Raw genomic sequence first — 23015 nt, forward strand, 5'->3', positions numbered from 1 at the left:
CTGTCACTGCAGTGCAGCGGGCTTGTCACATAACGGGCCTAAAAGCCCCGGCAAGACGCCGCGCATGATGCGCCCGGCGCGTATGCGGCGCGTGAAAAACCGCTGCGCCAACAGACAGACCCGAGAAGGAGCGTACCCGTGCGGATCGTTCAGATTACAGACACCCACCTCAGCCCCATCAAGCCGCACTTCAATCGCAACTGGGAACCGCTCGTTGCCTGGATCGACCAGCAGAAGCCTGACCTCGTCATTCACACCGGCGACCTCACGGTCGATGGCGCCGACGTGGAGGCCGACCTTCTGTTCTGCCGCGCCTGCCTGAACGAACTTCCCGCACGCGTCCTCACCCTTCCGGGCAATCACGACATCGGTCATCTTCCTGATAGTCACCAGCCGGTCAATGCCCAGCGCCTGATGCGCTGGCGCCGTCATATCGGCCCGGACCGCTGGGCCGAGAATTTCGGCAAATGGCGGATTATCGGCCTCAACAGCCTCGTCATCGGCTCCGGCGAAGCCGAAGAAGCCGAACAGTTCCAGTGGCTCGAAGACGAATTGAAGAACAGTGATGGCAAGCCGGTCGCCGTCTTTGCGCACAAGCCGCTCTTCGTTGACGATCCGGATGAGGGCGACAGCGGTTACTGGGGCATCCGCCCTGCCCCGCGCCAGCGCCTCTATGATCTTTTCGCGCAGTATAATGTGCAGCTGCACGCGAGCGGCCACCTGCACCGCGCATGGTCGGGCGACGCTTTCGGCACGAACTACGTCTGGGCTCCGGCTGCGGCCTTCATCGTCGGGCCGATGGAACGCGACCTGCCGGGCGAACGCATCCTCGGCGCTGCAATTCACGACCTTGATGAAATCGCCACGAGCAGCATCGTCCGCATCGATGAACTGACACCCTATGTCATCGACGATGTGGTGCACGAGGTCTATCCGCACCACACGGGCGACGGCGAAAAGGTCACCGAGGAGGCAAGCCAGTGAGCACGCTCGTCCTTCGCGACATCGGCAAATCCTATGGAGGCAACCGCATCCTCGATGGCATTTCCATCGAAGCGGCGGAAGGCGAATTCATCGCCCTTGTCGGCCCGTCAGGATGCGGCAAGAGCACATTGCTGCGCATTCTCGCCGGTCTCGACCATGCCGATGAAGGAAGCGTCGAGCTTGCAGGCCGCAACATAACCGGCGCGCATCCCGCCGACCGCAACATCGCCATGGTGTTCCAGTCCTACGCGCTCTATCCGCATCTGACGGCGGCACAGAACATTGCCGTCCCGCTTGCTATGCGCGATCTGACCGCCGCGGAGCGCCTGCCGATGATCGGCGCCTTCGTTCCCGGCCAGCGGCGCAAACGCGCCGCCATCCAGAAACAGGTCAGGGCAACCGCGACCAGCCTCAAGATCGACCACCTGCTCGACCGCAAGCCGGGCCAGATGTCTGGCGGTCAGCGCCAGCGCGTCGCCCTTGCCCGCGCGCTCGTCCGTCAGCCAGGCGCATTCCTGATGGATGAGCCGCTTTCGAACCTCGATGCCAATCTGCGCGTCCACACCCGGGCCGAAATCGTCGAACTGCATCGCCGCGCCGGTGTTCCCACCATCTACGTGACCCACGATCAGGCCGAAGCGCTCAGCATGGCCGACCGCGTTGCGGTGATGATGGGCGGCAAGCTGCTACAGATCGACACGCCGACCGCGATCTATAACGATCCGCGCCATATCGAGGTCGCGCAATTCATCGGCACGCCGCGCATCAACATTCTGGAAGCCCTGGTCAGCGATAACGGCATGGTGCATTTTGCAGGCCGCACCATCCTACAGGACGTCGCCGTCCATTCCGGCACGAATATCCGCATCGGCATTCGTCCTGAACATTTCCAGCTCAAGCCGCACGACAAGTCAGGCATTGCGGGCACGGTCTCGCGGATCGAATTTCTGGGCTCCGAAGTGCTCGTCTATCTCAAGGCTCCCGGTGCAGCGCACGATCTCATCGTGAAGCTTGCGCCCGAAGAAGCCCGCGACATCGCTGTCGGCCTGCCTGTTGGCCTGCATTTCGATGCCAGCCACGCCTATCTCTTCGGAGAGGACGGCTTGCGCTTGCGCCAGCCCGCCGGAAATATCGTCAGAACCGCATCTCCGGCAAAGGCTGCCGCTCATGTCTGATATAACGTTACCCGGCTCTGCGGCCACCGGCGCACGCACGGCGGCTGAGGAAGCCCGCCGCCGCGAAGAACGGCTTGCCTGGAAACTCGCGGCTCCGGCCATCATCCTGACGGTGCTGCTCATTCTCCTGCCGACAGCCGCCGTCATTTTCTGGAGCCTTACCAATTTCGAGCTTGGTTATGACGGTTTCGAATTCATCGGGCTGGAAAACTATGCCGAACTGTTCAGCGACCGGACATTTCTGATCTCGCTGAAGAACACCGCCATCTATACCGCGATCGTCGCCCCCGCTTCCGTCTTTCTCGGCCTTGGCGTGGCGCTTCTCATCGAAGGCGAAGTTCGCGGCAAGTCCTTCTTCCGGACGGTCTATTTCCTGCCTGTCGCATCGCTGCTCGTTGCCATGGCCACCGTCTGGCAATATCTGCTGCATCCGACGCTGGGTCCCGTCAACGCCATGCTGGGCATGATCGGCATTGCCGGTCCCAACTGGCTCGGATCGAGCGAAACGGTGCTGTTCAGCCTCGCGCTTATCGGCATCTGGCAGAGCGTCGGCTTCAATATGGTGCTGTTTCTGGCGGGTCTGACGGCCATTCCGCGAGAACTCTATTCGGCTGCCGAAGTGGACAGCGTGAAAAACAGCTGGGAGCGCTTCCGGCTGGTCACATGGCCGCTGCTCGGCCCCACCACGCTTTTCGTCACGACCATCAGCATCATCAATGCAGTGAAAGTCTTCGAGACGGTCAAGACGCTGACCGAAGGCGGTCCGAACAAGGCTTCGGAAGTCCTGCTCTGGACCATTTATCAGGAAGGCTTCGTCTATCTGCGCGTCGGCTATGCCTCCGCCATGACAGTGATCTTTCTCGCGGTTCTCGTGATCCTGATGATGCTGCAATTCCGCGTGCTGGACCGCCGCACCCACTATTGAGGAACCCGGTATGTCTTTCGCCCGTTCGTTTCGTCTCGGCATTCTTTCACTGGGTGCCCTGCTTTTCCTCGCGCCTTACATCTTCATGCTGTCGACGGCAGCAAAGTCGCAGCAGGATATTTTCTCGTCTTCCCTGTCGCTGATCCCGCACAACTGGGCGCTATGGGATAATCTTTCCAAGGCAATGAGCCGCGTGCCGATGGGGCTTTTGCTGTTCAACGGCGTCGTCGTCTGCGCGCTCGTTCTGGTCATTCAGGTCGTGGTTGCCATTCCCTGCGCCTACGCCATGGCAAAGCTCAACTTCCGCGGCCAGCGCATCATGATGATGATGGTCATGCTCGGCCTTCTGGTGCCGATCCATGCCACGGCACTGCCCTTCTATGTCGGTTTCAATCAGCTCGGCGTGCTCAACAGCTATTTTGCCCTCAGCGCACCGTTCTTCATCTCGGTCTTCGGCATATTCCTGTTTCTGCAGTTCTTCCGCGCCATGCCGGACGATCTCATCAGCGCCGCGCGCCTCGACGGCATGTCGGAAGCAGGCATCGTCATGCGGGTGATCGTGCCCAATGCATGGCCTGCCATCACCGCCTTTTCGATCTTCTCGGTTGTCGCGCACTGGAACGACCTGTTCTGGCCGCTGATCGTCGTCAACGGCATGGAACGCGCCACGCCGCCACTCGGCCTCCTTTATTTCCGCGCCGCGGAAGCAGGCGATGATTACGGAGCGCTGATGGCGGCGACCCTCATCATCACGCTGCCGCTGCTGCTGGCATTTCTGGCGGCCCAGCGCCGCTTCATCGAAGGCATCACCCTCACCGGCCTCAAGGGCTGAATTCTTCCCTCCCATCCTCCACAGGAGTTCAAAACATGAAACGCTTTTCCGGCGCGCTTGCCGCTCTTGCCATGGCAACGGCCTTCGGCTCGCCTGCCTTTGCCGACACGACACTGAACGTGCACTACCCGATGCCCGGCTTCTTCAAGGATGTCATGGCCGACATCTCCAAGAAGTTCATGGAAGAAAATCCGGACATCAAGATCAACTTCGTCAGCCCGTCGGCCACCTACGAAGAAGGCATCCAGACGATCATGCGTCAGGCCGGCACGTCGGAAATGCCGGATATCACCTTCACCGGCTTGAACCGCCTGCGCGTACTGGCAGAACGCAATATCGGCGTCGACATGAAACCGCTGGTCGAAAAAGAAACCGACATGGAAGCGCAGGGCTTCACAGATCACCTGCTCAGCCTCGCCCGCGTGGGCGACCGTCAGGTCGGCCTTGCTTTCGCAACCTCCAACCCGATCATGTATTACAACGCCGATCTTCTGAAGGCCGCAGGCGGCAATCCCGACAATCCCCCCACCACCTGGGACGAAGTGATTGAACTGGGCGGCAAGATCAAGGCGCTCGGCAACGGCAATGAGGGCATCGATTTCCGCTGGCAGGGCGACGACTGGATGTTCTCCGCGCTTCTGTTCGGCGCGGGCGGCACCATGCTGACCGAAGACGAGAAGAAGGTCGCCTTCAACGGGCCGGAGGGGCTCGAAGCCTTCAAGCTCGTCGACCGCATGGTGAAGGAAGGCGGCATGCCGGTTCTGACCAAGGCGGCTGGCGAACAGGCTTTCGCGGCTGGCAAGGTCGGTTTCTCGTTCCAGACGACGGGCGCGCTGCGCAACACAATCAAGAATGTCGGCGACAAGTTCGATCTTCGCACGGCGAAGATCCCGCTCATCAACGCTGAGAAGGGTCGCCTGCCGACCGGCGGCAACGCGGTTGTCATCCTGACCGAAGATCAGTCCAAGCTTGATGCCGCATGGAAATTCGCCAAGTTTGCCGCCGGACCATATGGCGCGTCCGTGGTCGTTCCCGGCACCGGCTACGTGCCTAACAACGAACTCGCCGCAAAGTCCGACGAATATCTCGGCAAGTTCTATGAGGAAAATCCGCTCTTCAAGGCTGGTCTCAGCCAGATGAACCTGATGATCCCGTGGTATGCCTTCCCCGGTTCCAACGGCGTGAAGGTGACGCAGACCATCGTGGACAATCTTTCCCGCGTCGTTGAGCAGTCCGCTACGCCGGAAGAGGCCCTTGCCGATGCTTCCAAGGAAGTCCAGCGCCTGCTGCCACGCAAGTAAAGAGTATGATCACAATCGCATCACCCTCACCTTGATGTGCATATCGCAGTCCATGATAAAAAGGTCGATGAATAAAATTATCGATCTTTTTTTCCAGCAATACAACGTGATCTATGCTTCGAATTTTCTACGGCTTATAAAGCTGAACCGGCAGACCATTGTTGTCGACAGCCCTAATATCAATATAGACCGGGATCTGCATGTTACCATTGGCGTATAATTCAGCCTCGTCCTGATACCCTTCCAGAGAAACTTGAAAAAAATCAATCGACGTCCAACTTGACGCGCTCATTTCTATCTCCAGTAAACTTTAGTAAAATTAGTTTTGAATAAACACGGTTGTTATTATAATTGTCACCATTATCTAATCTACTGTCGCAGTTGACAGTTCTTTATAATGCACACGTTGCACGTCATATCCCAAGCTCACTCTGATCGGCAACCATGAACCGAGGCGGCGGGCCCTCACCTTTCGAGACGGCGCTACGCGCTTCCGCCACGCCATCCATTTTATACCACCGCCAACGTACAAGGATGAGGGAGCGGGGTGGCGGCCGCCCTAAACAAAAATGGCCGCGCTAATCACCAGCGCGGCCTTTTGATGAATCGCAAGATGCGATCAATAGGTCCAGTTGCGGGCCTTCGAGAACAGGAAGTCGCGGAAGGCGTGCAATTTCGCGGAGTTCTTCAAGGCTTCCGGGTAGCAGAAGAACGTATCGAAGGACGGTATTTCTTCGAGTTCCGGCAAAAGCTGCACCAGACCGGATTCCTTGTCCGCCATATAGTCGGGCAGAACCGCGATGCCGACGCCCCGCTGCACGGCGCGGCGGATCGACAGGAGATTGTTGACTTGCAATGCCGGAATGCGCGAGCTTCCGTCAGCACGTCCAGCAATCTCCAGCCAGTTCAGGCCGGTCAGATAGCTTGGCGCCGGTTCACCGAAGGTCACGACGCGGTGCTGGTCGATCTCGTCGATTGAGTTCAGCTTGCCATATTTCGAGACATAGCCCGCCGACGCATAGACATGCATATGCACAGTGAACAGGCGGCGCTGGATCAGGTCGGGCTGCTGCGGCTGCCGCAACCGGATGGCGCAATCGGCATGGCGCATCGTCAGGTCCAGTTCCTCATTGTCGAGGATCAGCTGGAGCTGGATATCTGGATAAAGCTCGACGAATTCCTGAATGCGTTCGATCAGCCAGCCGGAGCCGAGACCGACGGTCGTCGTGACGCGAAGGCGGCCGGTTGGCTTTTCCTTGCTCTCGGCAAGCTTCGAGCGGACATTCTCCAGCTTCATCAGCACGTCATGCGCCGTGCGATAAAGCGTTTCGCCCTGCTCCGTCAGGATCAGCCCTCGCGCATGACGATGAAACAGCGGGACGCCGACATCCTGCTCAAGCGCGCTTACCTGACGCGAAATAGCCGATTGCGACAGATGCAATGTCTGGGCCGCGTGGGTGAACGACCCAGCCTCAGCCGCCGCATGAAAAATGCGCAGTTTATCCCAGTCGAGCGGTGCGACCACGGTTTTCCCCTCTCATTACTCCGCAGCTTCGTGCAGCGGTTCCTGTGCGGCAAGCCAGCGCTCGGCTTCAAGAGCAGCCATGCAGCCCATACCGGCAGCAGTCACGGCCTGACGATAGATGTCGTCCGTGACGTCGCCCGCGGCGAAAATGCCCGGAACGTCGGTAGCCGTCGAATCAGGCGCGGTCCACAAATAGCCGTTCGGCTTCTGCTTGAGTTTGCCCTCGAACAAAGAAACCGCAGGTGCGTGGCCGATAGCGACAAAAACGCCGTGCGTATCGAGTTCCTGCGTTTCGCCCGTCACCACATTCTTGAGGCGAACGCCGGTCACAGTCGCGCCCATCGGCGGCTTCGCTTCGGTGCCGAGGATTTCGTCGATCACGCTGTTCCAGACAACGGAGACGTTCTGGCGCGAAAGCAGGCGATCCTGCATGATCTTTTCCGCACGGAAACCGTCGCGGCGATGCACGACCGTCACGCTCTTGGCGATGTGCGAAAGATAAAGCGCTTCCTCGACAGCGGTATTGCCGCCGCCGACCACGACCACATCCTTGCCGCGATAGAAGAAACCGTCGCAGGTGGCGCAGGCCGAAACGCCGCCGCCCATGAAGGTCTGCTCGCTGTCGAGGCCAAGCCACTTGGCCTGTGCGCCCGTGGCGATAATCAGGGCATCGCAGGTATAGATGGTGCCGGAATCCCCTTTCAGACGGAAAGGACGCACCGTCGTCTCAACTTCGGTGATGATGTCGTGGACGATTTCAGCGCCGACATTCTGCGCCTGCGTCGCCATCTGGTCCATCATCCACGGTCCCTGCACCGGATCGGCATAGCCCGGATAGTTTTCCACGTCGGTCGTGATCATCAGCTGACCGCCCTGCTGCAGCCCGGCAATCACGATGGGCTTCAGCATGGCGCGGGCAGCATAAATCGCCGCAGTATAACCAGCAGGACCCGAGCCGATGACAATGACTGGCGCATGACGCTGTGACATGAAGTTTTCTCCGGTCCCGGAGCGCTTCGGCCTGCTCAAGCCGGATCAGCGCCCCATATGTTGGTTTTCGCGTGCACCCCAAACCGTTCCCGATCCGGCGCACTCTAAAATCGATTTAAAGCAGCGGGTTTCGGCCCACCAGAATCGCCTGCGCATCCTGTTCGGCCAATGCCCCGATATTATGGCCAAGGTAGGTCCGCCCCTGATTGTTTGCAAGGTTCCACAGGGATTTGCTGTGCTTTAGCCACAGCTTGTGACCATTTAAGCAAACCCTTTCGCGCCAGTACGTTGCGGGTGGATCGATCTCACGCTAAACAAGCTTGATACGAGGAATAATCCGCCAACCCGGAGCCGGCCGCCATTTACAAGACAGTCGCCAATATCTGTGCGCGTTTCGGCCTCATCATGGCGGCTGCCATGCTTCTGCCTGCGGCCATCGACCTACGCGACGGAAGCGACGACTGGCTGATCTTCGTCCGCTCCGCCGCCGCGACAGGCGCTCTTTCTGCGCTGTTCCTGCTTGCCACGCAAAACCAGACAATGCGCTTCACGCCGCGTCTCGGTTTTCTGCTGACGGCGTGCCTCTGGCTGACTGCGAGCTTTCTCGGCTCGATCCCGCTCTATTTCTCGCATCTGCCGATCAGCTATGCCACGGCGTTCTTCGAGGCTATGTCAGGGGTCACGTCCACCGGCGCGACCGCGCTCACCGGGCTCGACAACATGCAGCGCGGCATTCTCCTGTGGCGTTCCCTGCTCTGCTGGATCGGAGGCATAGGCTTTATCGGCCTTGCCCTTCTGTTGCTGCCGTCGCTGCGGGCGGGCGGGCTTGCGCTGTTTCATATGGAGAACTCCGATAAATCGGAAAAAATCCTGCCGCGCATGAACCAGATCGCGCTTGGCATCGTCGCAGCCTATCTCAGCCTCACAGCCGCCTGCATCATCGCCTATTTCGCGGTTGGCATGAGCGTTTTCGACGCCATCAACCATGGCCTGACCACAGTGGCGACGGCAGGTTTTTCCACCCACGACAGTTCAATCGGCTTTTATGAAGGAAACCGCCTGCTTCTGGTCGTGTCCACGATCTTCATGGCGCTCTCGGCGCTCCCCTTCGTGCTTTACATCAAGGCCTTCATGCCGCGCCGCATGGAATCGCTTGCCGACCCGCAGGTAAAACTGTTCTTCACAATCGTGATCGGGTTCAGCTTTGCGCTTGCCGTGGTGCTGCGGCTCGGCTCCGACGTACCTTTCGGCGACGCGCTGATTTCCGCCTCGTTCCATTTCGTGTCGGTCATCACCACGACCGGCTATGCCACGGAAGACTATTCGCTGTGGGGACCGCCGGCGATCGGAATTTTCTTTCTCGCTTCGTTTCTCGGCGGCTGCGCCGGCTCCACCTCCGGCGGCGTAAAGATGAACCGCCTCATCATCCTGTGGAGCCTGACGCAGGCGAACCTCGCCCGGCTCATCATGCCGCACGCCGTCATCAGGATGCGCTATGGAAGCTCCGAAATCTCCGGCGACATCGCGCAGAACGTCCTTCTCTACCTGTTCCTTTACTGCGCCTCGCTTGTCGTCGGCGCGGTGCTGCTCGCCGCGCTGGGACTGGACTTCGTCTCCGCTTTCACCGGCTCGCTGACCGCGCTTTCCAATGTCGGCCCCGGTTTGGGCGATACGATTGGCCCTGTCGGCAACTTTTCCACCATTCACGACCCGGCCCTATGGGTCCTTTCCTTCCTGATGCTGGCCGGACGTCTGGAGCTCGTTACCGTGTATATCCTGTTCACTCGCGCTTTTTGGGTGCGTTGACAGAGTGTTAGACGGTTTACATCCGACCGTATCATTTGATATGAGCAGGATTAGATTGCGCCGCGATGGCGACGAATGTTCTATAATTACCCCGGAATGAAATTTCCTTGCGCGCGGAGTTACGCATGCCGATCAAGGCCGATCTGGATGAAATCGATTGGAAAATCCTTCGGGAGCTCCAGAATAACGGGCGCATCACCAATGTCGAGCTGGCTGAACGCGTCGGCATCTCGGCTCCGCCCTGCCTTCGCCGCGTGCGCAAGCTGGAAGAAAGCGGCGTCATCCGGGGTTATCGCGCCATTCTCAACGGCAATTCGCTCGGACAGGACCTCGTTGCGTTCTGCTCTGTCGGCCTGCACCGTCAGGCGGACGCCGATCTGAAGGCTTTTGCGGAAAAAACCAAGCAATGGCCGCTGGTACGCCGCGCTTGGATGGTTTCGGGCGAGTCCGATTTCCTGCTCCATTGCGTCGCGCGCGATCTCAACACGTTCCAGACCTTCGTGATCGAGGAACTGACCGCCGCTCCCAATGTGGATTCTGTGCGCACGGCTCTCACCATTCGTCCGGTCAAGGACGAACCGCTGATGATTCTCTGATATTCTGACGGTCTGTGCCGGGAAGTTTCCGATTATTTCCCGGCGAACACGCGCTCGTAAACGCCGCTGATTGCAGCGGCTTCCTTTTCGAGCGGAAACGTGGCGCGAACGTGCCTGAGAGCATTTTCGCCGTCGCGCTCGGCCAGAGCCGGATCGGCCAGATAAGGCTCGATAGCCTTGCGCAGCGCTTCGCCGTCGCCAGCCGCAACCGAAGTGCCGGTGCCTTCCACGATCATTTCGGCATAGGCGCCTGCATCGCTGGCAACCACTGCCGTCTGCGACGCCATGGCTTCCAGCGGCGTCAGCCCGAAACCTTCATTGCGCGATGGCGCAACATAAAGCGTCAGCCGGCGATACCAGACGCGAATGTCGGGAACTTCGCCCAGGATGAAGATACGGTCCTGCAAACCGGCAGCCGCGATCTTCGCTTTCAGCCCGTCCCCGAACGACTGGTGTTCGGCAGTCGTTCGTCCGGTAATGATCGCCGTCCATTCCGGATATTTCGGCAAAAGCGCGACCATCGCATCGACGAAAAGGTCCGTCCCCTTGGAGGAACGCACGCGGCCAAAGCAGCCGACGGCATATTTTCCGGGCAGGCCCGACGCCGCGAAACTATCGTCATCGCCAACAGGCGGATGAAACCGCTGCAAGTCCACGCCATGCATGATGACCTGATGCGGCACCTCGAGAAAACTTCCCGAGCGACCGCTCGTTGCAATCACCGCATTCATGCGGCGGATAAGCCATTTGGTGAAAGGCTTGTGGTGGCGCTGCGCAGCCGAAGTAAAGATCAGCCTCAATTTCATGCGCAGCACATCGCGCATGAAAATACCGGCGAGCATTTCGATGTTGCGCCGCGCATGCCAGATGCGGAACGGTTTCGATCGCGGCTTCGACCAGAAGGACAACAACGCGCCCCAGCCAAGATGCGGAAGCGCGTCGGGCAGGCCCGGCCCCATCGTCGCGATGTTCAGGCCCTTTGCGCGCTGCAATGGGATAAGCTGAACGATCGTCGATGTGACACCCGAGAGGCGGCGCTTGAAATTCGGCGCCACCACCTCGACGTCGTGAACCGGGACTTTCATGGAAATCAGACGAATTTCAGTGCGACGATTTCGTAGGAACGCGAACCGCCCGGTGCATTCACCTCGATCGTGTCGCCTTCGCCCTTGCCGATCAGCGCGCGGGCAATCGGCGATGAAATGGAGATGCGGCCTTCCTTCACATCGGCTTCCTGATCGCCGACGATCTGGTAGATTTTCTCTTCTTCCGTATCTTCGTCGATCATGGTGACGGTAGCGCCGAACTTGATGCGGTCGCCAGACAGCTTGGAAACGTCGATGACTTCAGCGCGCGCAACCAGATCTTCCAGCTCGTTGATACGGCCTTCATTCAGGCTCTGGGCTTCTTTCGCAGCATGATATTCGGCGTTTTCCGAAAGGTCGCCATGTGCGCGTGCTTCCGCAATCGCCTCAATAATCCGGGGGCGTTCCGATTGCTGACGCCAGCGCAGCTCTTCCTTGAGCTTTTCGAAACCGCCAGGGGTCATAGGGAATTTTTCCATACCCATTCCTTTCCTTCGTCCGGCGCTTCGCCTCTCCCCGAGGCCCTGCACGCACCGGCAGTTTGATTTGCCCGCCTCACCTCGCGCAATGCTTGGATAGTGCGAGGCGCCCTTTGGAGGCTTGCCAGCCTCCGAGACACAAAAAGAAAACGGTCACCGAAACATCCGTCTCGGAACCGTTCGAATAACCATTCACAGAACTATAGCATTTCCATCAATCATTTCACGCGGAAAAACATGTTCCTGTCAATTCTATGCGAAGCGGCACTCTTTCAAGACGACTATTTCGCCTTGACAGGCCAGCTCGCGGGCCACTTTTCCGGACCTCCCGCATAATTGCCGTCGCAGTCGCCTTTCGAGCGTTCCTGCACCAGCACGAAACGCACCCGGCCCTCGCCGCTGTCCGTGGCTTTCCAGGCATCGTAAATGCCGCAATCGCCCAGCCCCCTGCCCTTGAAGAAAGCCGTCAGCGTCAGGGTTTTCTGGTTCCAGTCGATGTTCCATGCCGTATCGGTCACCGTCGGGCCGGCGTCGGAAATGGTCGGCAGGGAGATCGGCACGATCTTGTTTTCGTAGCGGCTGTAAAAAGCATAGGGCTGGTTATAGGCGCCGGGCGATCCGCACGGCAGGCCGATGAGATCGAGCCCATCGGCAATCTTCGTTTCGAAACCGCCCGCATTGCGGAAGGTTTCGGGGCTTGCCCCACCGCAAACCGCCGCTTCATCGGAAAAATCCTTGCGGATTTCTGCCGGTATCCGTTCCACCGTTTCAATCAGCTTGAGCACCGGCGGCAGGGGCGCCGGTTTGCTGCCCTTGACCTGCAACGCCTCGACGGTTCCATCGCGCGATTGCTGTTCGTCTACATAGATCAGCCCGCCGACGAGGCCCGAAAGCGAATAGGTGAACGTCTTTCCGGCCAATTTCAGCTGCAACTTCTGGCCGTTCTTCATGGCTTCGAGCGCCCTGGCGAGATCACCCGTATAATCCAGCTGATCGTCCTGCCCCTTCAAAGCCGAAACAACCACGTCAAGCAGCGCCTCACCGTCGACGGAAATCTCCAGCTTGCCGTTTTTCTGCGACGGGTCGACATAGGAGAGCCGCAAAGCCGGTTTCGACCCCGGCTGGCTGCCGCGAAAGATGCCAAATCCCGGCGCGCCATCGCTCGCAACCGGCGTCAGGGTCAATGTGCAGTTCTGCGCGAAATCGCACAGAACCTGTGTGTCGCGAACCTTCCTGAAGGCCGCCTGCGATTCTCCACCCGCCATAAACAGCATGGTTGTGGCAATCGACGCCACGGCAGCGGCCACCACAGCAAATTGACGATACAAAGAAAGCATAAAACCCCCGCCGCAAGAAACCACACTGACCAGAATCAAATCATGCATGAATGTCGCAGAATCGGAAGTTCCCTTGCCGCCTGCCCGTAATATTGCATATAGCATGACGGCTGAAAAAGATCGAACCGAGGTAAGAATGACGCGCGTACAGGCCAACATGCTGCTGCTTCTGGCGGGTGCCATCTGGGGCATGGGCTTCGTCGCGCAATCGACGGCGATGGCCAGCATCGGGCCGTTTCTGTTCATCGGCATCCGCTCGGCAATCGCCTCGCTCACGGTCCTGCCATGGGCCGTGGCCGAAGGGCGCCGCATGAAGATCGGCCTCAGCCGGTCGGATTATCTCTTCTTCATGGTCATCGGCCTGAGCCTGTTCATCGGGCTTGTTCTCCAGCAGATCGGGCTCATCACCACATCCGTCACCAATGCCGGTTTTCTGACCGGGCTTTATGTCGTGATGGTGCCGGTGCTCGGCGTCATCCTGTTTCGCACATGGCCGCATCCGGTGGTCTGGCCAAGTGCGGCGGCCTGCCTTGCAGGCATCTTCCTGCTCTCCGGCGGCACGCTGACCGCGCTCAAGCAGGGCGACCTGCTGGTCATCGGCGGCGCCGTGTTCTGGGCTTTGCAGGTGGTTTTAATCGGCAAGGCAAACCGCGCTGGAAGACCCATAACGCTGAGCTGTGTCCAGTTCGCGACCAGCGCCGTCGCCGGGCTTGCCATTGCTTCCATGGTGGAGGACTTCAACTGGACCGCCATCGCGCTGACCTGGAAGGAAATCCTCTTCACCGGCGTTTTCTCGTCCGGCGTCGCCTTCACCTTGCAGGCCATCGGGCAGCGCTATACCACCTCCGCGCAGGCCGCGATCTTCCTGGCCTCGGAAGCGCTTTTCGCGGCCCTGTTCGGCGCCATCTTCCTCGGCGAACGCGTGACCTTCATCGGCCTTGTCGGCTGCGGACTGATCTTCTCCGCCATGATGGCCGTCGAACTCATTCCCATGTTCTGGAAACGCAAGCCCGCGCTTGCTGCCGCCGAGTGATTTCCATCAGGCCTTGAAAATCAAAGCCGCCCCGCCTGCAATGAGCGCAAAGCCCAGTAGGTGGTGCCAGGTAAAGGCTTCCTTGAGATAAAACACCGAGAACAGGCTGAAGATCACCAGCGTGATGACCTCCTGGATGGTCTTGAGCTGCGCCGCCGAATAGACCTCATGCCCGATGCGGTTTGCCGGGACCGCCATGCAATATTCGATCAGCGCGATACCCCAGCTGATGAAGATGACGGTGACGAGCGGCGTGCTGGTGAATTTCAGGTGCCCGTACCAGGCGAATGTCATGAAAACGTTGGAGCCGATGAGAAGCAGGATCGGCAGGACGCTTGGCGAAATCAGTGCTGACATGGAAATGACTTCAGGGACCGGGAGGATGGTGTTGCGGCGTGGCCCGAAACCGCCGCACGGTGATAGAACAACGGCGGCATTTTGCCAATCCTGCCGTTTGCGCCTGCCCCGTTTACGCCACAGCCCTTAACGCGGGCGCTGACTCTTCCTTTACGCTTGCAAGCTAATATTCAGGGAACGCCATCGGTCTGGTCTCCTGAAGAAAAGGTATGGACATGAGTTCTGCGTTGTCCGCCCCAGTCAGCCGCCAGCGCCCCCGGTTGCGAGGTCTGGCCCCCTCTTTGTCCATCGCTCTGCTGGCCATTATCGCTGGCTGTTCCGGCGAGAGCGCCCCGCGCCCGCTGGCAAGCGTCGGCAATTCGGACGTGATGGTGCCTGAAGCCCCGGTGGCAAATGCCGCCCCGGTTACCGCCGCGCCCGTCATGCAGGAGCCGCAGGGAGAGCGCGTCGTCGGGCTTGCCGAAGAGGAGGAAAACCACGTCGCGCAATCCGCGCCGCAGAACCGGCCCCAATATTCTGGCGACTACGGCTTCGCGGCTCCGATCCAAAATCCGGTAACAGCCGCGGAAAACATCTACACGATGTCCAATGCGGAAGCGGCCTGCCGCACGCGCCTCAAACGGCTCGGTGTCGTCTTCAGGGAAAAGCCGACCATCTATCGCAGCAGCTCCTGCCATATCGAGAACCCGATCGAAGTGTCGGGCTTCAACGGCGGGTCCATCGCCTTCAAACCGGCGGCGACGCTGAATTGTCAGGTGACGGAGGCCTTTGCCCGCTGGATCAAGGGCGACCTGCAACCCGCCTCGCGGCTGCGCTATCTGTCCGGTGTCAGCACGATCTATAATGCAGGCGGCTATTCCTGCCGCACCATGAACCACCGTCGCGGCGCGAAAATGTCGGAACATTCACGCGGCAACGCCATCGACGTCACCAAGATCGTGCTGAACAACGGCAAGAATATCATGGTGCGCAAGCCGGGCTTCTTCGCCTTCCGGGAAAAAGGCCTGCTCAACAGCGTGCGCTCCGATGCCTGCGGCTATTTCACGACGGTTCTCGGCCCCGGCTACAACCCGGAACATGCCGATCACTTCCATTTCGACCTGATGCAGCGCCGCAGCGGCTATCGCGCCTGCAAGTAAGACAAAGCCCGGTTGATACCGGGCTTTTCCTTGTCCGTTCTATTCTTCCGGCGGCACCGGCGTCGGCTTGCCGTTCTCATCGAGAGAAACCATGACGAACTCGCCATGGGTCACGAGATCCATCTGCTGGGTCAGATAACGCTGCGCCCATGCTTCAACCCGCAGCGTGATCGAGCTGCGCCCCACCCGCGTAATCTCCGTATAGACGCAGAGCGCGTCACCGATCTTCACCGGCTTGGCGAAGGACATTTCACGGACGGCCGCAGTCACCACGCGGCCTTTCGCACGCTCGGCGGCGCGAATGCCGGATGCCGAGTCCATCTGCGCCATAACCCAGCCGCCGAAAATGTCAAACGCCGCGTTCGCATCCTTGGGCATGGCCGGAACGCGCAATGTCAGCATCCCCTTCGGCGCATTGTCAGTATTCATCGATGTCAGTCCTTAAGTGCTTGAGAGAGTCGGGCTCTAATATGAGACAAGGCCGCCCGGAAGAAAAGTGCCGCGCAACGCGCTTAAACCGTTAGAATCAGGTTGAACCCAAAAGGTTGGCAATAATTAATCATGAATTGAAATTGATGATCCGTGATGCGTCCCGATAATAATCTCCATGCTATAAGTAATCATCGAAAGTATATTAGAGGAACGATAAATGAACCTATCGGTGAAAGCTTCCATATTTACATTAGCATTCCTTGTTTCAGCAAATGCTTATGCATCGTCGGCAATCGTCACCTCGACCGTTAATCTGCGCACTGGCCCCGGCACCCAGTATGGAACCATCGGGGCGATCCCGAATGGTGTTGGAGTTACAGTCGGTGGCTGCACCAATGGCTATGGCTGGTGTCAGGTGACTTATGGCGGCATGACCGGCTGGGCGGCATCAAGCTATATCGCCATCCAGACGGGCAATGGCTACACGACCAATGACAATTTCGGCTCTACCGCCGCCGCAGTCGGCATACCGCTGATCGCAGGCATGGCCATCGGCGCTGCGGTCGCCAATAGCGGCCCGCGGTATTACGATCCTTATTATCGCGGCGGCTGGGGCGGTCGCGGCCCCAACATCTATAATGGTTGTATCGGCCGCAATTGCCAGTCGAACTGGGGACCGCCGCGCCCGCATTGGGTAGACCGTCCGGGCTGGAACGACCATCCGGGCTATCATCCCGGTTTCGGTCGCGGCTTTGGTCCCGGCCCGCGCATCCGCATGGGCGGCAGGCTGTAAAGCCATCTGCGGAACGGGCGCCTCCTGACAGCCTGCTGTCAGGAGCATCGCCGGATCCGTTGAGGGTGCCGAGGATTTCGTCTCGGCACTCTTTTCATTTGGGCCCTGAAATTCCATATTGGAAGCATGTCGCAGAAAAGTGGAAACCGGTTTTCCGCTTAAGACATGCGGTAACAATATAGGGTCATGGCTTCCTCAAAAGACAAACATTCCCAGGATTCGCACGACAAGGCTGGCGGCTTCGGTGAAGCGCCGCAGGCCGGGTTTTCCGGCGCGCCCCTGTCCGGCTCCATCGCCGATTGGGCGAAGGAGATCGGAGACGAGGCTGCAAAGCCACGTGCGAAAAATCCCAAACAACCCAAGAAGATTCCCGAGCGCAGCAAGGAAGCGTCGCGCACCGGTCGCGGCACGTCGATGGGCGGCGCCGCTTCGGCCAAGGAACGCGCGGCGGCGGGCCTCAATCCGGTCGCCGGTCTCGACATCAGCCTGGAAGACGCCACCGGCCTCAACGCGTCCGGCGCGACGGCGACGGTTCAGGCCCTGTCGGACCTGATCGCCTCCGGCAATCCGCTGTTCAAGAATGGCGAACTCTGGACGCCGCATCGCCCCGCCCGTCCGGAAAAATCCGAAGGCGGCGTGCCGATCCGAATGGAGACCGACTTCGAGCCGTCCGGCGACCAGCCGACCGCAATCCGCGATCTCGTGGAGGGGCTGGAGAACGACGACCGCACGCAGGTTCTGCTCGGCGTCACCGGCTCGGGTAAGACCTTCACCATGGCGCAGGTCATCCAGCAGACGCAGCGCCCTGCCCTGATCCTCGCGCCCAACAAGACCTTGGCCGCGCAGCTTTACGGCGAGTTCAAGAATTTCTTTCCGAACAACGCCGTCGAATATTTCGTTTCCTACTACGATTACTACCAGCCGGAAGCCTATGTGCCGCGCTCGGACACCTATATCGAGAAGGAATCGTCCATCAACGAGCAGATCGACCGGATGCGCCACTCGGCCACCCGTGCGCTGCTTGAGCGCGACGACGTCATCATCGTCGCCTCCGTGTCGTGCATCTACGGTATCGGTTCGGTCGAAACCTATACGGCCATGACCTTCGAGATGAAGATCGGCGACCGGCTCGACCAGCGCCAGCTTCTCGCCGATCTGGTGGCGCAGCAATACAAGCGGCAGGACATCAACTTCGTGCGCGGCTCGTTCCGCGTGCGCGGCGACACGATCGAACTGTTCCCGGCCCACTTGGAAGATCGCGCCTGGCGCATTTCGCTTTTCGGTGACGAGATCGAATCCATTACCGAGTTCGACCCGCTGACCGGCCAGAAGACCGGCGAGCTGAAATCGGTGAAGATCTACGCGAACTCGCACTATGTGACGCCGCGCCCGACGCTCAATCAGGCGATCAAGTCAATCAAGGAGGAGCTGAAGCACCGCCTTGACGAACTGACACGCGCCGGCCGCCTTCTGGAAGCGCAGCGCCTCGACCAGCGCACGACATTCGATCTCGAAATGCTGGAAGCGACCGGCTCCTGCGCGGGCATCGAAAACTATTCGCGCTATCTCACGGGCCGCAATCCGGGCGAGCCGCCGCCGACGCTGTTCGAATATATTCCCGACAATGCACTGGTTTTCATCGACGAAAGCCACGTCACGGTTCCGCAGATCGGCGGCATGTATCGCGGCGACTTCCGCCGCAAGGCAACGCTGGCCGAATATGGCTTCCGCCTGCCGTCCTGCATGGATAACCGTCCGCTCCGCTTCGAGGAATGGGACGCCATGCGTCCGCAGACCATCGCGGTTTCGGCAACGCCGGGCAACTGGGAGATGGAAGAAGCGGGAGGCGTGTTCGCAGAACAGGTCATCCGCCCGACCGGGCTGATCGACCCGCCAGTGGAAATCCGCCCGGCCAAGACGCAGGTCGATGACGTGCTCGGCGAAATTCGCGACACGGCGGCGAAGGGCTATCGCACGCTGGTCACGGTGCTGACCAAGCGCATGGCCGAAGACCTGACCGAATATCTGCATGAACAGGGCGTGCGTGTGCGCTACATGCACTCGGATATCGACACGCTGGAGCGCATCGAGATCATCCGCGACCTGCGCCTTGGCGCCTTCGACGTGCTGGTCGGCATCAACCTGCTGCGCGAGGGCCTCGACATTCCCGAATGCGGCTTCGTCGCCATTCTCGATGCCGACAAGGAAGGCTTCCTGCGCTCGGAAACCTCGCTCATCCAGACCATCGGCCGTGCGGCGCGTAACGTTGACGGCAAGGTCATTCTCTACGCCGACAATATTACCGGCTCGATGCAGCGGGCGATGGACGAAACCAGCCGCCGCCGTGAAAAGCAGGTCGCCTATAATGAAGAGCATGGCATCACGCCTGCTTCGGTGAAGAAGAATATCTCGGATATTCTCGGCTCGGTTTACGAGCGCGATCATGTCCGCGCGGATATTTCGGGCTTCGCGGAAGAAGGCGCGATGATGGGCAACAACCTTGCCGCCCATCTGGAGCATCTGGAAAAGCAGATGCGCGACGCCGCTGCCGATCTCGACTTCGAAAAAGCGGCGCGCCTGCGCGACGAGATCAAGCGCCTGCGCGAAACGGAACTGGCCATCGCCGACGATCCGCTGGCGCGCGAGTTCGAGGCGGGCGATGCGGGAGCCGGCCGCAACAAGGGCAAGCCCACCGGCAATTCGCGCTTCCGCAAGCCGACGCTGGATGAAATGGGCGCGGATACGACGCGCCCACTTGGCAAACCGTCTTTGTTCCAGAAGCCGTCGCTTGACGATATGGGACCGGGCTCCGACATGGCAAAACCGCTGTTCCGCAAGAACACGCTTGATGAAATGACGGTCAAGCGGACGGAAGTGCCAAGCGGCGGCAACGACGCGGCGATCCGCCGTGAGCGCACTGGTATCGGCTCATACGAAGACCCGGCAGAGACAGCGCGCAAGAAGCGTCGCCCCGGCAAGACAGGCCGACCGGGGCGGTGACTTGATAGACAACTATGTATGGACTATGCCTTGAATTCATCAAATGGGGAGGGGGATTAAATTGGAAGTAAGAGAAATAACGAGGAAAGACATATCGTCGATATTGAACTTGAATGAGGACCACTTCAACGATTTCAAAAGTAAAAGAATATCCCCGTCTAAGTTGCAAGAATGCTTCGTAGCTTTTGCCAATTCGGACGGCGGGGATCTCTATGTTGGCATTGAAGATAAAGTTCAGCCTGGTGAACGTATTATCGGATATGTTGAACCCGAAGAAGCGAACCAGGTTATTTCCACACTTTTGGAAGAAACATCACCCGCCGTTGAAAATGTAGGCATAGAATTCCTAAAAGTGGAGAATAAAGGCTTAATATTACATATATCGGTCCCTAAAAGCCCGAAAGTGCATTATACTGCGGCTGGGGATTGTTATATCAGAATAAATGCCCAGAAAAAGAAAATAAAAGGGGAGCGTATAACTCAACTCGGCTACTCAAAAGGTGCGGAACCATTTGAAACTCGTCCGGTGATGCATGTTGAAATTAGCGATTTTGCGGACAGTCCGAGCTTGGCCGACTATATGCAAAGGGTGGGGACGAATTTAAGTGTTGAAAATTTCCTACGCAAACAACGTTTGTTAACGGTCAAGGAAGGATCAAGGGTTCCTAATGTTGGCTGCGTATTGCTATTTGATGAAGAACCGCAAGCCACGATGGAAACTCGATGCGCTGTGAAGGTATACAGACTTAGAACAACAGAATCGGAATACAAAAGAGAGCAACTTGAAGAACTACCGATAACGATTACAGGTGGGATTGAGGACGTAATCAAAAAGACAATACATCAAGTATCAAAATATATTGACGGCGCATCATTTCATGATGGAGGGCAACTCGTAAAACTTCAATACCCATCCGAAGCATTAAAAGAAATACTTGTAAACGCCGTCATACATAGAGATTACAGCCTTAATGACGATATACACGTCAGAATATTTGACAATAAGATTGAAATACAAAGTCCTGGACGACTGCCCGGTTATATGAAGATAGAGAATCTTTATGATGACCGTTTTTCCCGGAATCCTAACATCGTAAGAATGCTGCATAACTTACCTAATCCCGTCAATCACGACATTGGTGAAGGCTTAGATACGGCAAAGAATGAGCTTAAAAAGGCCGGCTTGGTTGATCCAGTTTTCCTTGAAAAAGAAAATGCCTTCTTGGTAATAATTAAGCACCAAAAGATAGCGTCCATAGAAGACGTTATTCTCTCCCATCTTGACGGTAATCCAGGTGCTGAACTTACAAATAAAATTGTTCGACAACTTAGCGGAGAGGATGACATGCAGAAAGTGAAGATTGCACTGCAAAAGCTCCGAACCGCCGGGAAAATCAAACCGCTCGACGAGCACGCGACAGCCTTTAAGTTTCGTTATGTGAAAGCCTAATCAGGCAAGCGCAGTTCGACCTGGAATCGCAAGTTTTCTGCAAGAAGAAGCAAAGGGCAGCATTTGCTGCCCTTCTTTGAGCCCTCCTCAGCGACACTGCCCGCTGCTCATGATGCGGTAGCCCGCACGGTCGGCTTCGCAACGGTTGGAGAAAGTGCGCCTGTCATTGCCGCGCCGCGCGCAAACCGGCATGAACTCCCGGGTGCAGGCGCCCGCGGCCGGTCTGCCCGGCCTGTTGCCCTGGTGCGGCGGGTGCATTCCGCCCGCCCCACCCCAGCCCGGTCCTGGCCGCGATGAGCAAGCACCGTTGGAAATGACGCGATAACCCTCAGCCCGCGCCTGGCATGAATTGCCGAAGGTTTTACGCGAGGAGCCGCGCTGCGCGCAGACCGGCGCATAATTCATCGGGCAGATTTGCGGCTGCGACGGACCGGGACGCATCGGCGGACGATGGTCCACCCCGCCTTCCGCAACGCAACCGGCGAGAAGCAGTGCGCCCGCGAGCGCAGCTAATTGTCTGAATTGGTGAAATTGCATTTTCCTCTCCTTTTTTCCCGAAAATTAAGATGGCGCAGCCTGCAATAACGGCAAGTCTTCTGCAGAAAGTGCAAAACCATGCGGACCATATCGACAACCGGCCCATATAGGTTACCTTGGCCGTGGTCGAGGGGCGGAACAGGCAGCATGAATCGGTACCGGCACAGCATAGCGATTATTCTGGCTTCGCAGCTTTTCAGCATGCCTTTCGGCATCACTTCGCCCTATGCAGCCAGCGAGCCCACCCCGCCGGTCTATGCGCCGCCCCTGCCGCCGGAGAAGAAGGCGCCGACCGTCGGCCGCATCTGCCAGCTTATCGGCGCCAATGCCGATGCCCATGGCATCCCGCGCGATTTCTTCGCCAGGCTGATCTGGAAGGAGAGCCGGTTCGACCACAAGGCCGTGAGCCCGGTCGGTGCCGAAGGCATTGCGCAGTTCATGCCCTATACCGCAAGGGAGCGCGGGCTGGCCGATCCCTTCGATATCGAGCAGGCCATCCCCGCATCGGCGAGTTTCCTGCGCGACCTGAAAGGCGCTTTCGGCAATTGGGGCCTTGCAGCCGCCGCCTATAATGCAGGGGCCGGGCGCGTTTCCAGCTGGATGCGATCCGGCGGATTTCTGCCCCTCGAGACTGAAAATTACGTGCTGGATATCACCGGCGCGCCTGCCGACGACTTCGCCGCGGGCAAGGAGATCGTGAACCGTCCGCTCGACGCCAAGCTTGCCTTCGATGACGCCTGCAAGCGCCTGCCGATCATCCGCAGCGCCACCATTCCGATGTCGCGCGTGAAGCCGAAGCCCTGGGGCATACAGGTCGCAGGCAATTTCCGCCGCAGCGCTGCCGCCAATCAATGGGCACGCCTGCGCAGGCAGTTCAGCGCCGTGCTGGCAGGCCACGATCCCGTCATCAGCCGGATACGCACGCCGATGGGACGTCGCGGCATCTATGCCGTGCGCATCGGCGCCGACAGCCGGGCCGCTGCCGACGGCATTTGCGCGAAGCTGCGCGCAGCCGGCGGCGCATGCATAGTTTCGCGCAATCGATGAGAAAACCCAAGCATAACCGGTTAAATTCTCTATATATTGGCGATACCCTGTTCTATTTTGGAAATCGGCAGGCGATTTTCTTGAAACAATCGTAAAAAATTAAAACCGTACCGGTTCAAAGAGAAACAATCATACCTCACCCAAAGAATTTGCTTGCCAAATACCGCTTCATAGATCAGTCTCCATCTGTTC

At 58.6% G+C, this 23015-nt stretch carries 22 protein-coding genes; 13 read left to right on the plus strand and 9 right to left on the minus strand.

Annotation, left to right across the window (positions count from 1 at the left end):
* Positions 1-138: 138 nt before the first annotated feature.
* The 5 genes from J9800_RS09090 to J9800_RS09110 are packed head-to-tail and all read left to right on the plus strand — an operon-like array spanning position 139 to position 5217.
* Complete coding sequence (locus J9800_RS09090; protein WP_114216338.1) at positions 139-984, plus strand: metallophosphoesterase family protein; 846 nt, start codon at positions 139-141, stop codon at positions 982-984.
* On the plus strand, positions 981-2159 hold the full coding sequence (locus J9800_RS09095; protein WP_114216337.1) for an ABC transporter ATP-binding protein: 1179 nt from the start codon (positions 981-983) through the stop codon (positions 2157-2159). The genes J9800_RS09090 and J9800_RS09095 overlap by 4 nt, the downstream gene beginning before the upstream one ends.
* Entirely contained in the window at positions 2152-3084 is a 933-nt protein-coding gene (locus J9800_RS09100) for a carbohydrate ABC transporter permease (protein WP_114216336.1), read from the plus strand. The genes J9800_RS09095 and J9800_RS09100 overlap by 8 nt, the downstream gene beginning before the upstream one ends.
* Before the next feature lie 10 nt (positions 3085-3094).
* Complete coding sequence (locus tag J9800_RS09105; RefSeq protein WP_114216335.1) at positions 3095-3916, plus strand: carbohydrate ABC transporter permease; 822 nt, start codon at positions 3095-3097, stop codon at positions 3914-3916.
* Between the two features lie 35 nt (positions 3917-3951).
* A complete protein-coding gene (locus J9800_RS09110) occupies positions 3952-5217 on the plus strand; it encodes an ABC transporter substrate-binding protein (protein WP_114216334.1) in 1266 nt (421 codons plus the stop codon).
* A gap of 127 nt (positions 5218-5344) precedes the next feature.
* Here J9800_RS09110 and J9800_RS09115 read toward each other — a convergent pair whose 3' ends face one another.
* From J9800_RS09115 to trxB, 3 genes are all read right to left on the minus strand, one after another.
* Complete coding sequence (locus J9800_RS09115; RefSeq protein ID WP_162792674.1) at positions 5345-5509, minus strand: hypothetical protein; 165 nt, start codon at positions 5507-5509, stop codon at positions 5345-5347.
* Between the two features lie 327 nt (positions 5510-5836).
* Positions 5837-6742, minus strand: coding sequence for a LysR family transcriptional regulator (locus J9800_RS09120; RefSeq protein ID WP_114216333.1), 906 nt, complete (start codon positions 6740-6742; stop codon positions 5837-5839).
* Between the two features lie 15 nt (positions 6743-6757).
* Positions 6758-7732 carry a thioredoxin-disulfide reductase gene (trxB, locus tag J9800_RS09125; RefSeq protein WP_006471901.1) on the minus strand — a complete coding sequence of 325 codons (975 nt, stop codon included), beginning with the start codon at positions 7730-7732 and terminating at the stop codon, positions 6758-6760.
* 405 nt (positions 7733-8137) lie between these two features.
* Between trxB and J9800_RS09130 the strand changes: the two genes are divergently transcribed.
* Together J9800_RS09130 and J9800_RS09135 are read left to right on the plus strand one after the other, a co-directional pair.
* The gene (locus tag J9800_RS09130) at positions 8138-9538 is read left to right on the plus strand and encodes a TrkH family potassium uptake protein (protein WP_114216332.1); all 1401 of its coding nucleotides are present in this window, start codon (positions 8138-8140) and stop codon (positions 9536-9538) included.
* 125 nt (positions 9539-9663) lie between these two features.
* Positions 9664-10134, plus strand: a complete 471-nt coding sequence (locus J9800_RS09135; protein WP_006471903.1) for an Lrp/AsnC family transcriptional regulator — start codon at positions 9664-9666, stop codon at positions 10132-10134.
* 32 nt (positions 10135-10166) lie between these two features.
* Here J9800_RS09135 and J9800_RS09140 read toward each other — a convergent pair whose 3' ends face one another.
* The 3 genes from J9800_RS09140 to J9800_RS09150 form a co-directional block, all read right to left on the minus strand.
* Positions 10167-11219, minus strand: a complete 1053-nt coding sequence (locus tag J9800_RS09140; protein WP_114216331.1) for a glycosyltransferase family 4 protein — start codon at positions 11217-11219, stop codon at positions 10167-10169.
* Between the two features lie 5 nt (positions 11220-11224).
* On the minus strand, positions 11225-11698 hold the full coding sequence (gene greA / locus J9800_RS09145; protein WP_112585800.1) for a transcription elongation factor GreA: 474 nt from the start codon (positions 11696-11698) through the stop codon (positions 11225-11227).
* A 281-nt stretch (positions 11699-11979) separates the two neighbouring features.
* Positions 11980-13035, minus strand: a complete 1056-nt coding sequence (locus tag J9800_RS09150) for a DUF1176 domain-containing protein (RefSeq protein ID WP_114216391.1) — start codon at positions 13033-13035, stop codon at positions 11980-11982.
* 136 nt (positions 13036-13171) lie between these two features.
* On the opposite strand from J9800_RS09150, the gene J9800_RS09155 reads away from it, so the two are divergent.
* A complete protein-coding gene (locus J9800_RS09155) occupies positions 13172-14068 on the plus strand; it encodes a DMT family transporter (RefSeq protein ID WP_114216390.1) in 897 nt (298 codons plus the stop codon).
* A gap of 6 nt (positions 14069-14074) precedes the next feature.
* Here J9800_RS09155 and J9800_RS09160 read toward each other — a convergent pair whose 3' ends face one another.
* Positions 14075-14425 carry a DMT family protein gene (locus J9800_RS09160; RefSeq protein WP_112585798.1) on the minus strand — a complete coding sequence of 117 codons (351 nt, stop codon included), beginning with the start codon at positions 14423-14425 and terminating at the stop codon, positions 14075-14077.
* 215 nt (positions 14426-14640) lie between these two features.
* Here J9800_RS09160 and J9800_RS09165 point away from each other — a divergent pair, with 215 nt between their 5' ends.
* Positions 14641-15564, plus strand: coding sequence for an extensin-like domain-containing protein (locus J9800_RS09165; RefSeq protein WP_112585991.1), 924 nt, complete (start codon positions 14641-14643; stop codon positions 15562-15564).
* A gap of 39 nt (positions 15565-15603) precedes the next feature.
* On the opposite strand, the gene J9800_RS09170 is transcribed toward J9800_RS09165, so the two are convergent.
* Positions 15604-15993: an acyl-CoA thioesterase gene (locus J9800_RS09170; protein WP_010659642.1), complete on the minus strand. Its 390-nt coding sequence runs from the start codon at positions 15991-15993 to the stop codon at positions 15604-15606.
* 220 nt (positions 15994-16213) lie between these two features.
* Between J9800_RS09170 and J9800_RS09175 the strand changes: the two genes are divergently transcribed.
* The 3 genes from J9800_RS09175 (at position 16214) to J9800_RS09185 (ending at position 21239) form a co-directional block, all read left to right on the plus strand.
* A complete protein-coding gene (locus J9800_RS09175) occupies positions 16214-16789 on the plus strand; it encodes an SH3 domain-containing protein (RefSeq protein ID WP_112585796.1) in 576 nt (191 codons plus the stop codon).
* A 186-nt stretch (positions 16790-16975) separates the two neighbouring features.
* Positions 16976-19789: an excinuclease ABC subunit UvrB gene (gene uvrB, locus J9800_RS09180; protein WP_114216330.1), complete on the plus strand. Its 2814-nt coding sequence runs from the start codon at positions 16976-16978 to the stop codon at positions 19787-19789.
* 109 nt (positions 19790-19898) lie between these two features.
* The gene (locus tag J9800_RS09185; protein ID WP_205315955.1) at positions 19899-21239 is read left to right on the plus strand and encodes an RNA-binding domain-containing protein; all 1341 of its coding nucleotides are present in this window, start codon (positions 19899-19901) and stop codon (positions 21237-21239) included.
* 87 nt (positions 21240-21326) lie between these two features.
* Here the strand turns inward: J9800_RS09185 and J9800_RS09190 are convergent, their stop codons facing one another.
* Positions 21327-21776 carry a Kazal-type serine protease inhibitor family protein gene (locus J9800_RS09190; protein ID WP_112585788.1) on the minus strand — a complete coding sequence of 150 codons (450 nt, stop codon included), beginning with the start codon at positions 21774-21776 and terminating at the stop codon, positions 21327-21329.
* Positions 21777-21923: 147 nt separating this feature from the next.
* Here J9800_RS09190 and J9800_RS09195 point away from each other — a divergent pair, with 147 nt between their 5' ends.
* Positions 21924-22823: an SPOR domain-containing protein gene (locus tag J9800_RS09195; protein ID WP_286167605.1), complete on the plus strand. Its 900-nt coding sequence runs from the start codon at positions 21924-21926 to the stop codon at positions 22821-22823.
* The last annotated feature ends 192 nt before the right edge of the window (positions 22824-23015 follow it).

Origin of the sequence: Ochrobactrum sp. AP1BH01-1, assembly GCF_018066705.1 — a bacterium.
In the GTDB taxonomy this organism is placed as follows: domain Bacteria; phylum Pseudomonadota; class Alphaproteobacteria; order Rhizobiales; family Rhizobiaceae; genus Brucella.

Excerpts from the sequence above, each read along its gene's own strand:
- greA (WP_112585800.1), bottom strand. The coding sequence starts at position 11,698 with ATGGAAAAATTCCCTATGACCCCTGGCGGTTTCGAAAAGCTCAAGGAA.
- J9800_RS09155 (WP_114216390.1), top strand. The coding sequence starts at position 13,172 with ATGACGCGCGTACAGGCCAACATGCTGCTGCTTCTGGCGGGTGCCATC.
- J9800_RS09195 (WP_286167605.1), top strand. The coding sequence starts at position 21,924 with ATGAATCGGTACCGGCACAGCATAGCGATTATTCTGGCTTCGCAGCTT.
- J9800_RS09100 (WP_114216336.1), top strand. The coding sequence starts at position 2,152 with ATGTCTGATATAACGTTACCCGGCTCTGCGGCCACCGGCGCACGCACG.
- J9800_RS09175 (WP_112585796.1), top strand. The coding sequence starts at position 16,214 with ATGAACCTATCGGTGAAAGCTTCCATATTTACATTAGCATTCCTTGTT.
- trxB (WP_006471901.1), bottom strand. The coding sequence starts at position 7,732 with ATGTCACAGCGTCATGCGCCAGTCATTGTCATCGGCTCGGGTCCTGCT.
- uvrB (WP_114216330.1), top strand. The coding sequence starts at position 16,976 with ATGGCTTCCTCAAAAGACAAACATTCCCAGGATTCGCACGACAAGGCT.
- J9800_RS09140 (WP_114216331.1), bottom strand. The coding sequence starts at position 11,219 with ATGAAAGTCCCGGTTCACGACGTCGAGGTGGTGGCGCCGAATTTCAAG.
- J9800_RS09160 (WP_112585798.1), bottom strand. The coding sequence starts at position 14,425 with ATGTCAGCACTGATTTCGCCAAGCGTCCTGCCGATCCTGCTTCTCATC.
- J9800_RS09190 (WP_112585788.1), bottom strand. The coding sequence starts at position 21,776 with ATGCAATTTCACCAATTCAGACAATTAGCTGCGCTCGCGGGCGCACTG.
- J9800_RS09150 (WP_114216391.1), bottom strand. The coding sequence starts at position 13,035 with ATGCTTTCTTTGTATCGTCAATTTGCTGTGGTGGCCGCTGCCGTGGCG.
- J9800_RS09165 (WP_112585991.1), top strand. The coding sequence starts at position 14,641 with ATGAGTTCTGCGTTGTCCGCCCCAGTCAGCCGCCAGCGCCCCCGGTTG.
- J9800_RS09170 (WP_010659642.1), bottom strand. The coding sequence starts at position 15,993 with ATGAATACTGACAATGCGCCGAAGGGGATGCTGACATTGCGCGTTCCG.
- J9800_RS09110 (WP_114216334.1), top strand. The coding sequence starts at position 3,952 with ATGAAACGCTTTTCCGGCGCGCTTGCCGCTCTTGCCATGGCAACGGCC.
- J9800_RS09105 (WP_114216335.1), top strand. The coding sequence starts at position 3,095 with ATGTCTTTCGCCCGTTCGTTTCGTCTCGGCATTCTTTCACTGGGTGCC.
- J9800_RS09130 (WP_114216332.1), top strand. The coding sequence starts at position 8,138 with ATGGCGGCTGCCATGCTTCTGCCTGCGGCCATCGACCTACGCGACGGA.
- J9800_RS09135 (WP_006471903.1), top strand. The coding sequence starts at position 9,664 with ATGCCGATCAAGGCCGATCTGGATGAAATCGATTGGAAAATCCTTCGG.
- J9800_RS09115 (WP_162792674.1), bottom strand. The coding sequence starts at position 5,509 with ATGAGCGCGTCAAGTTGGACGTCGATTGATTTTTTTCAAGTTTCTCTG.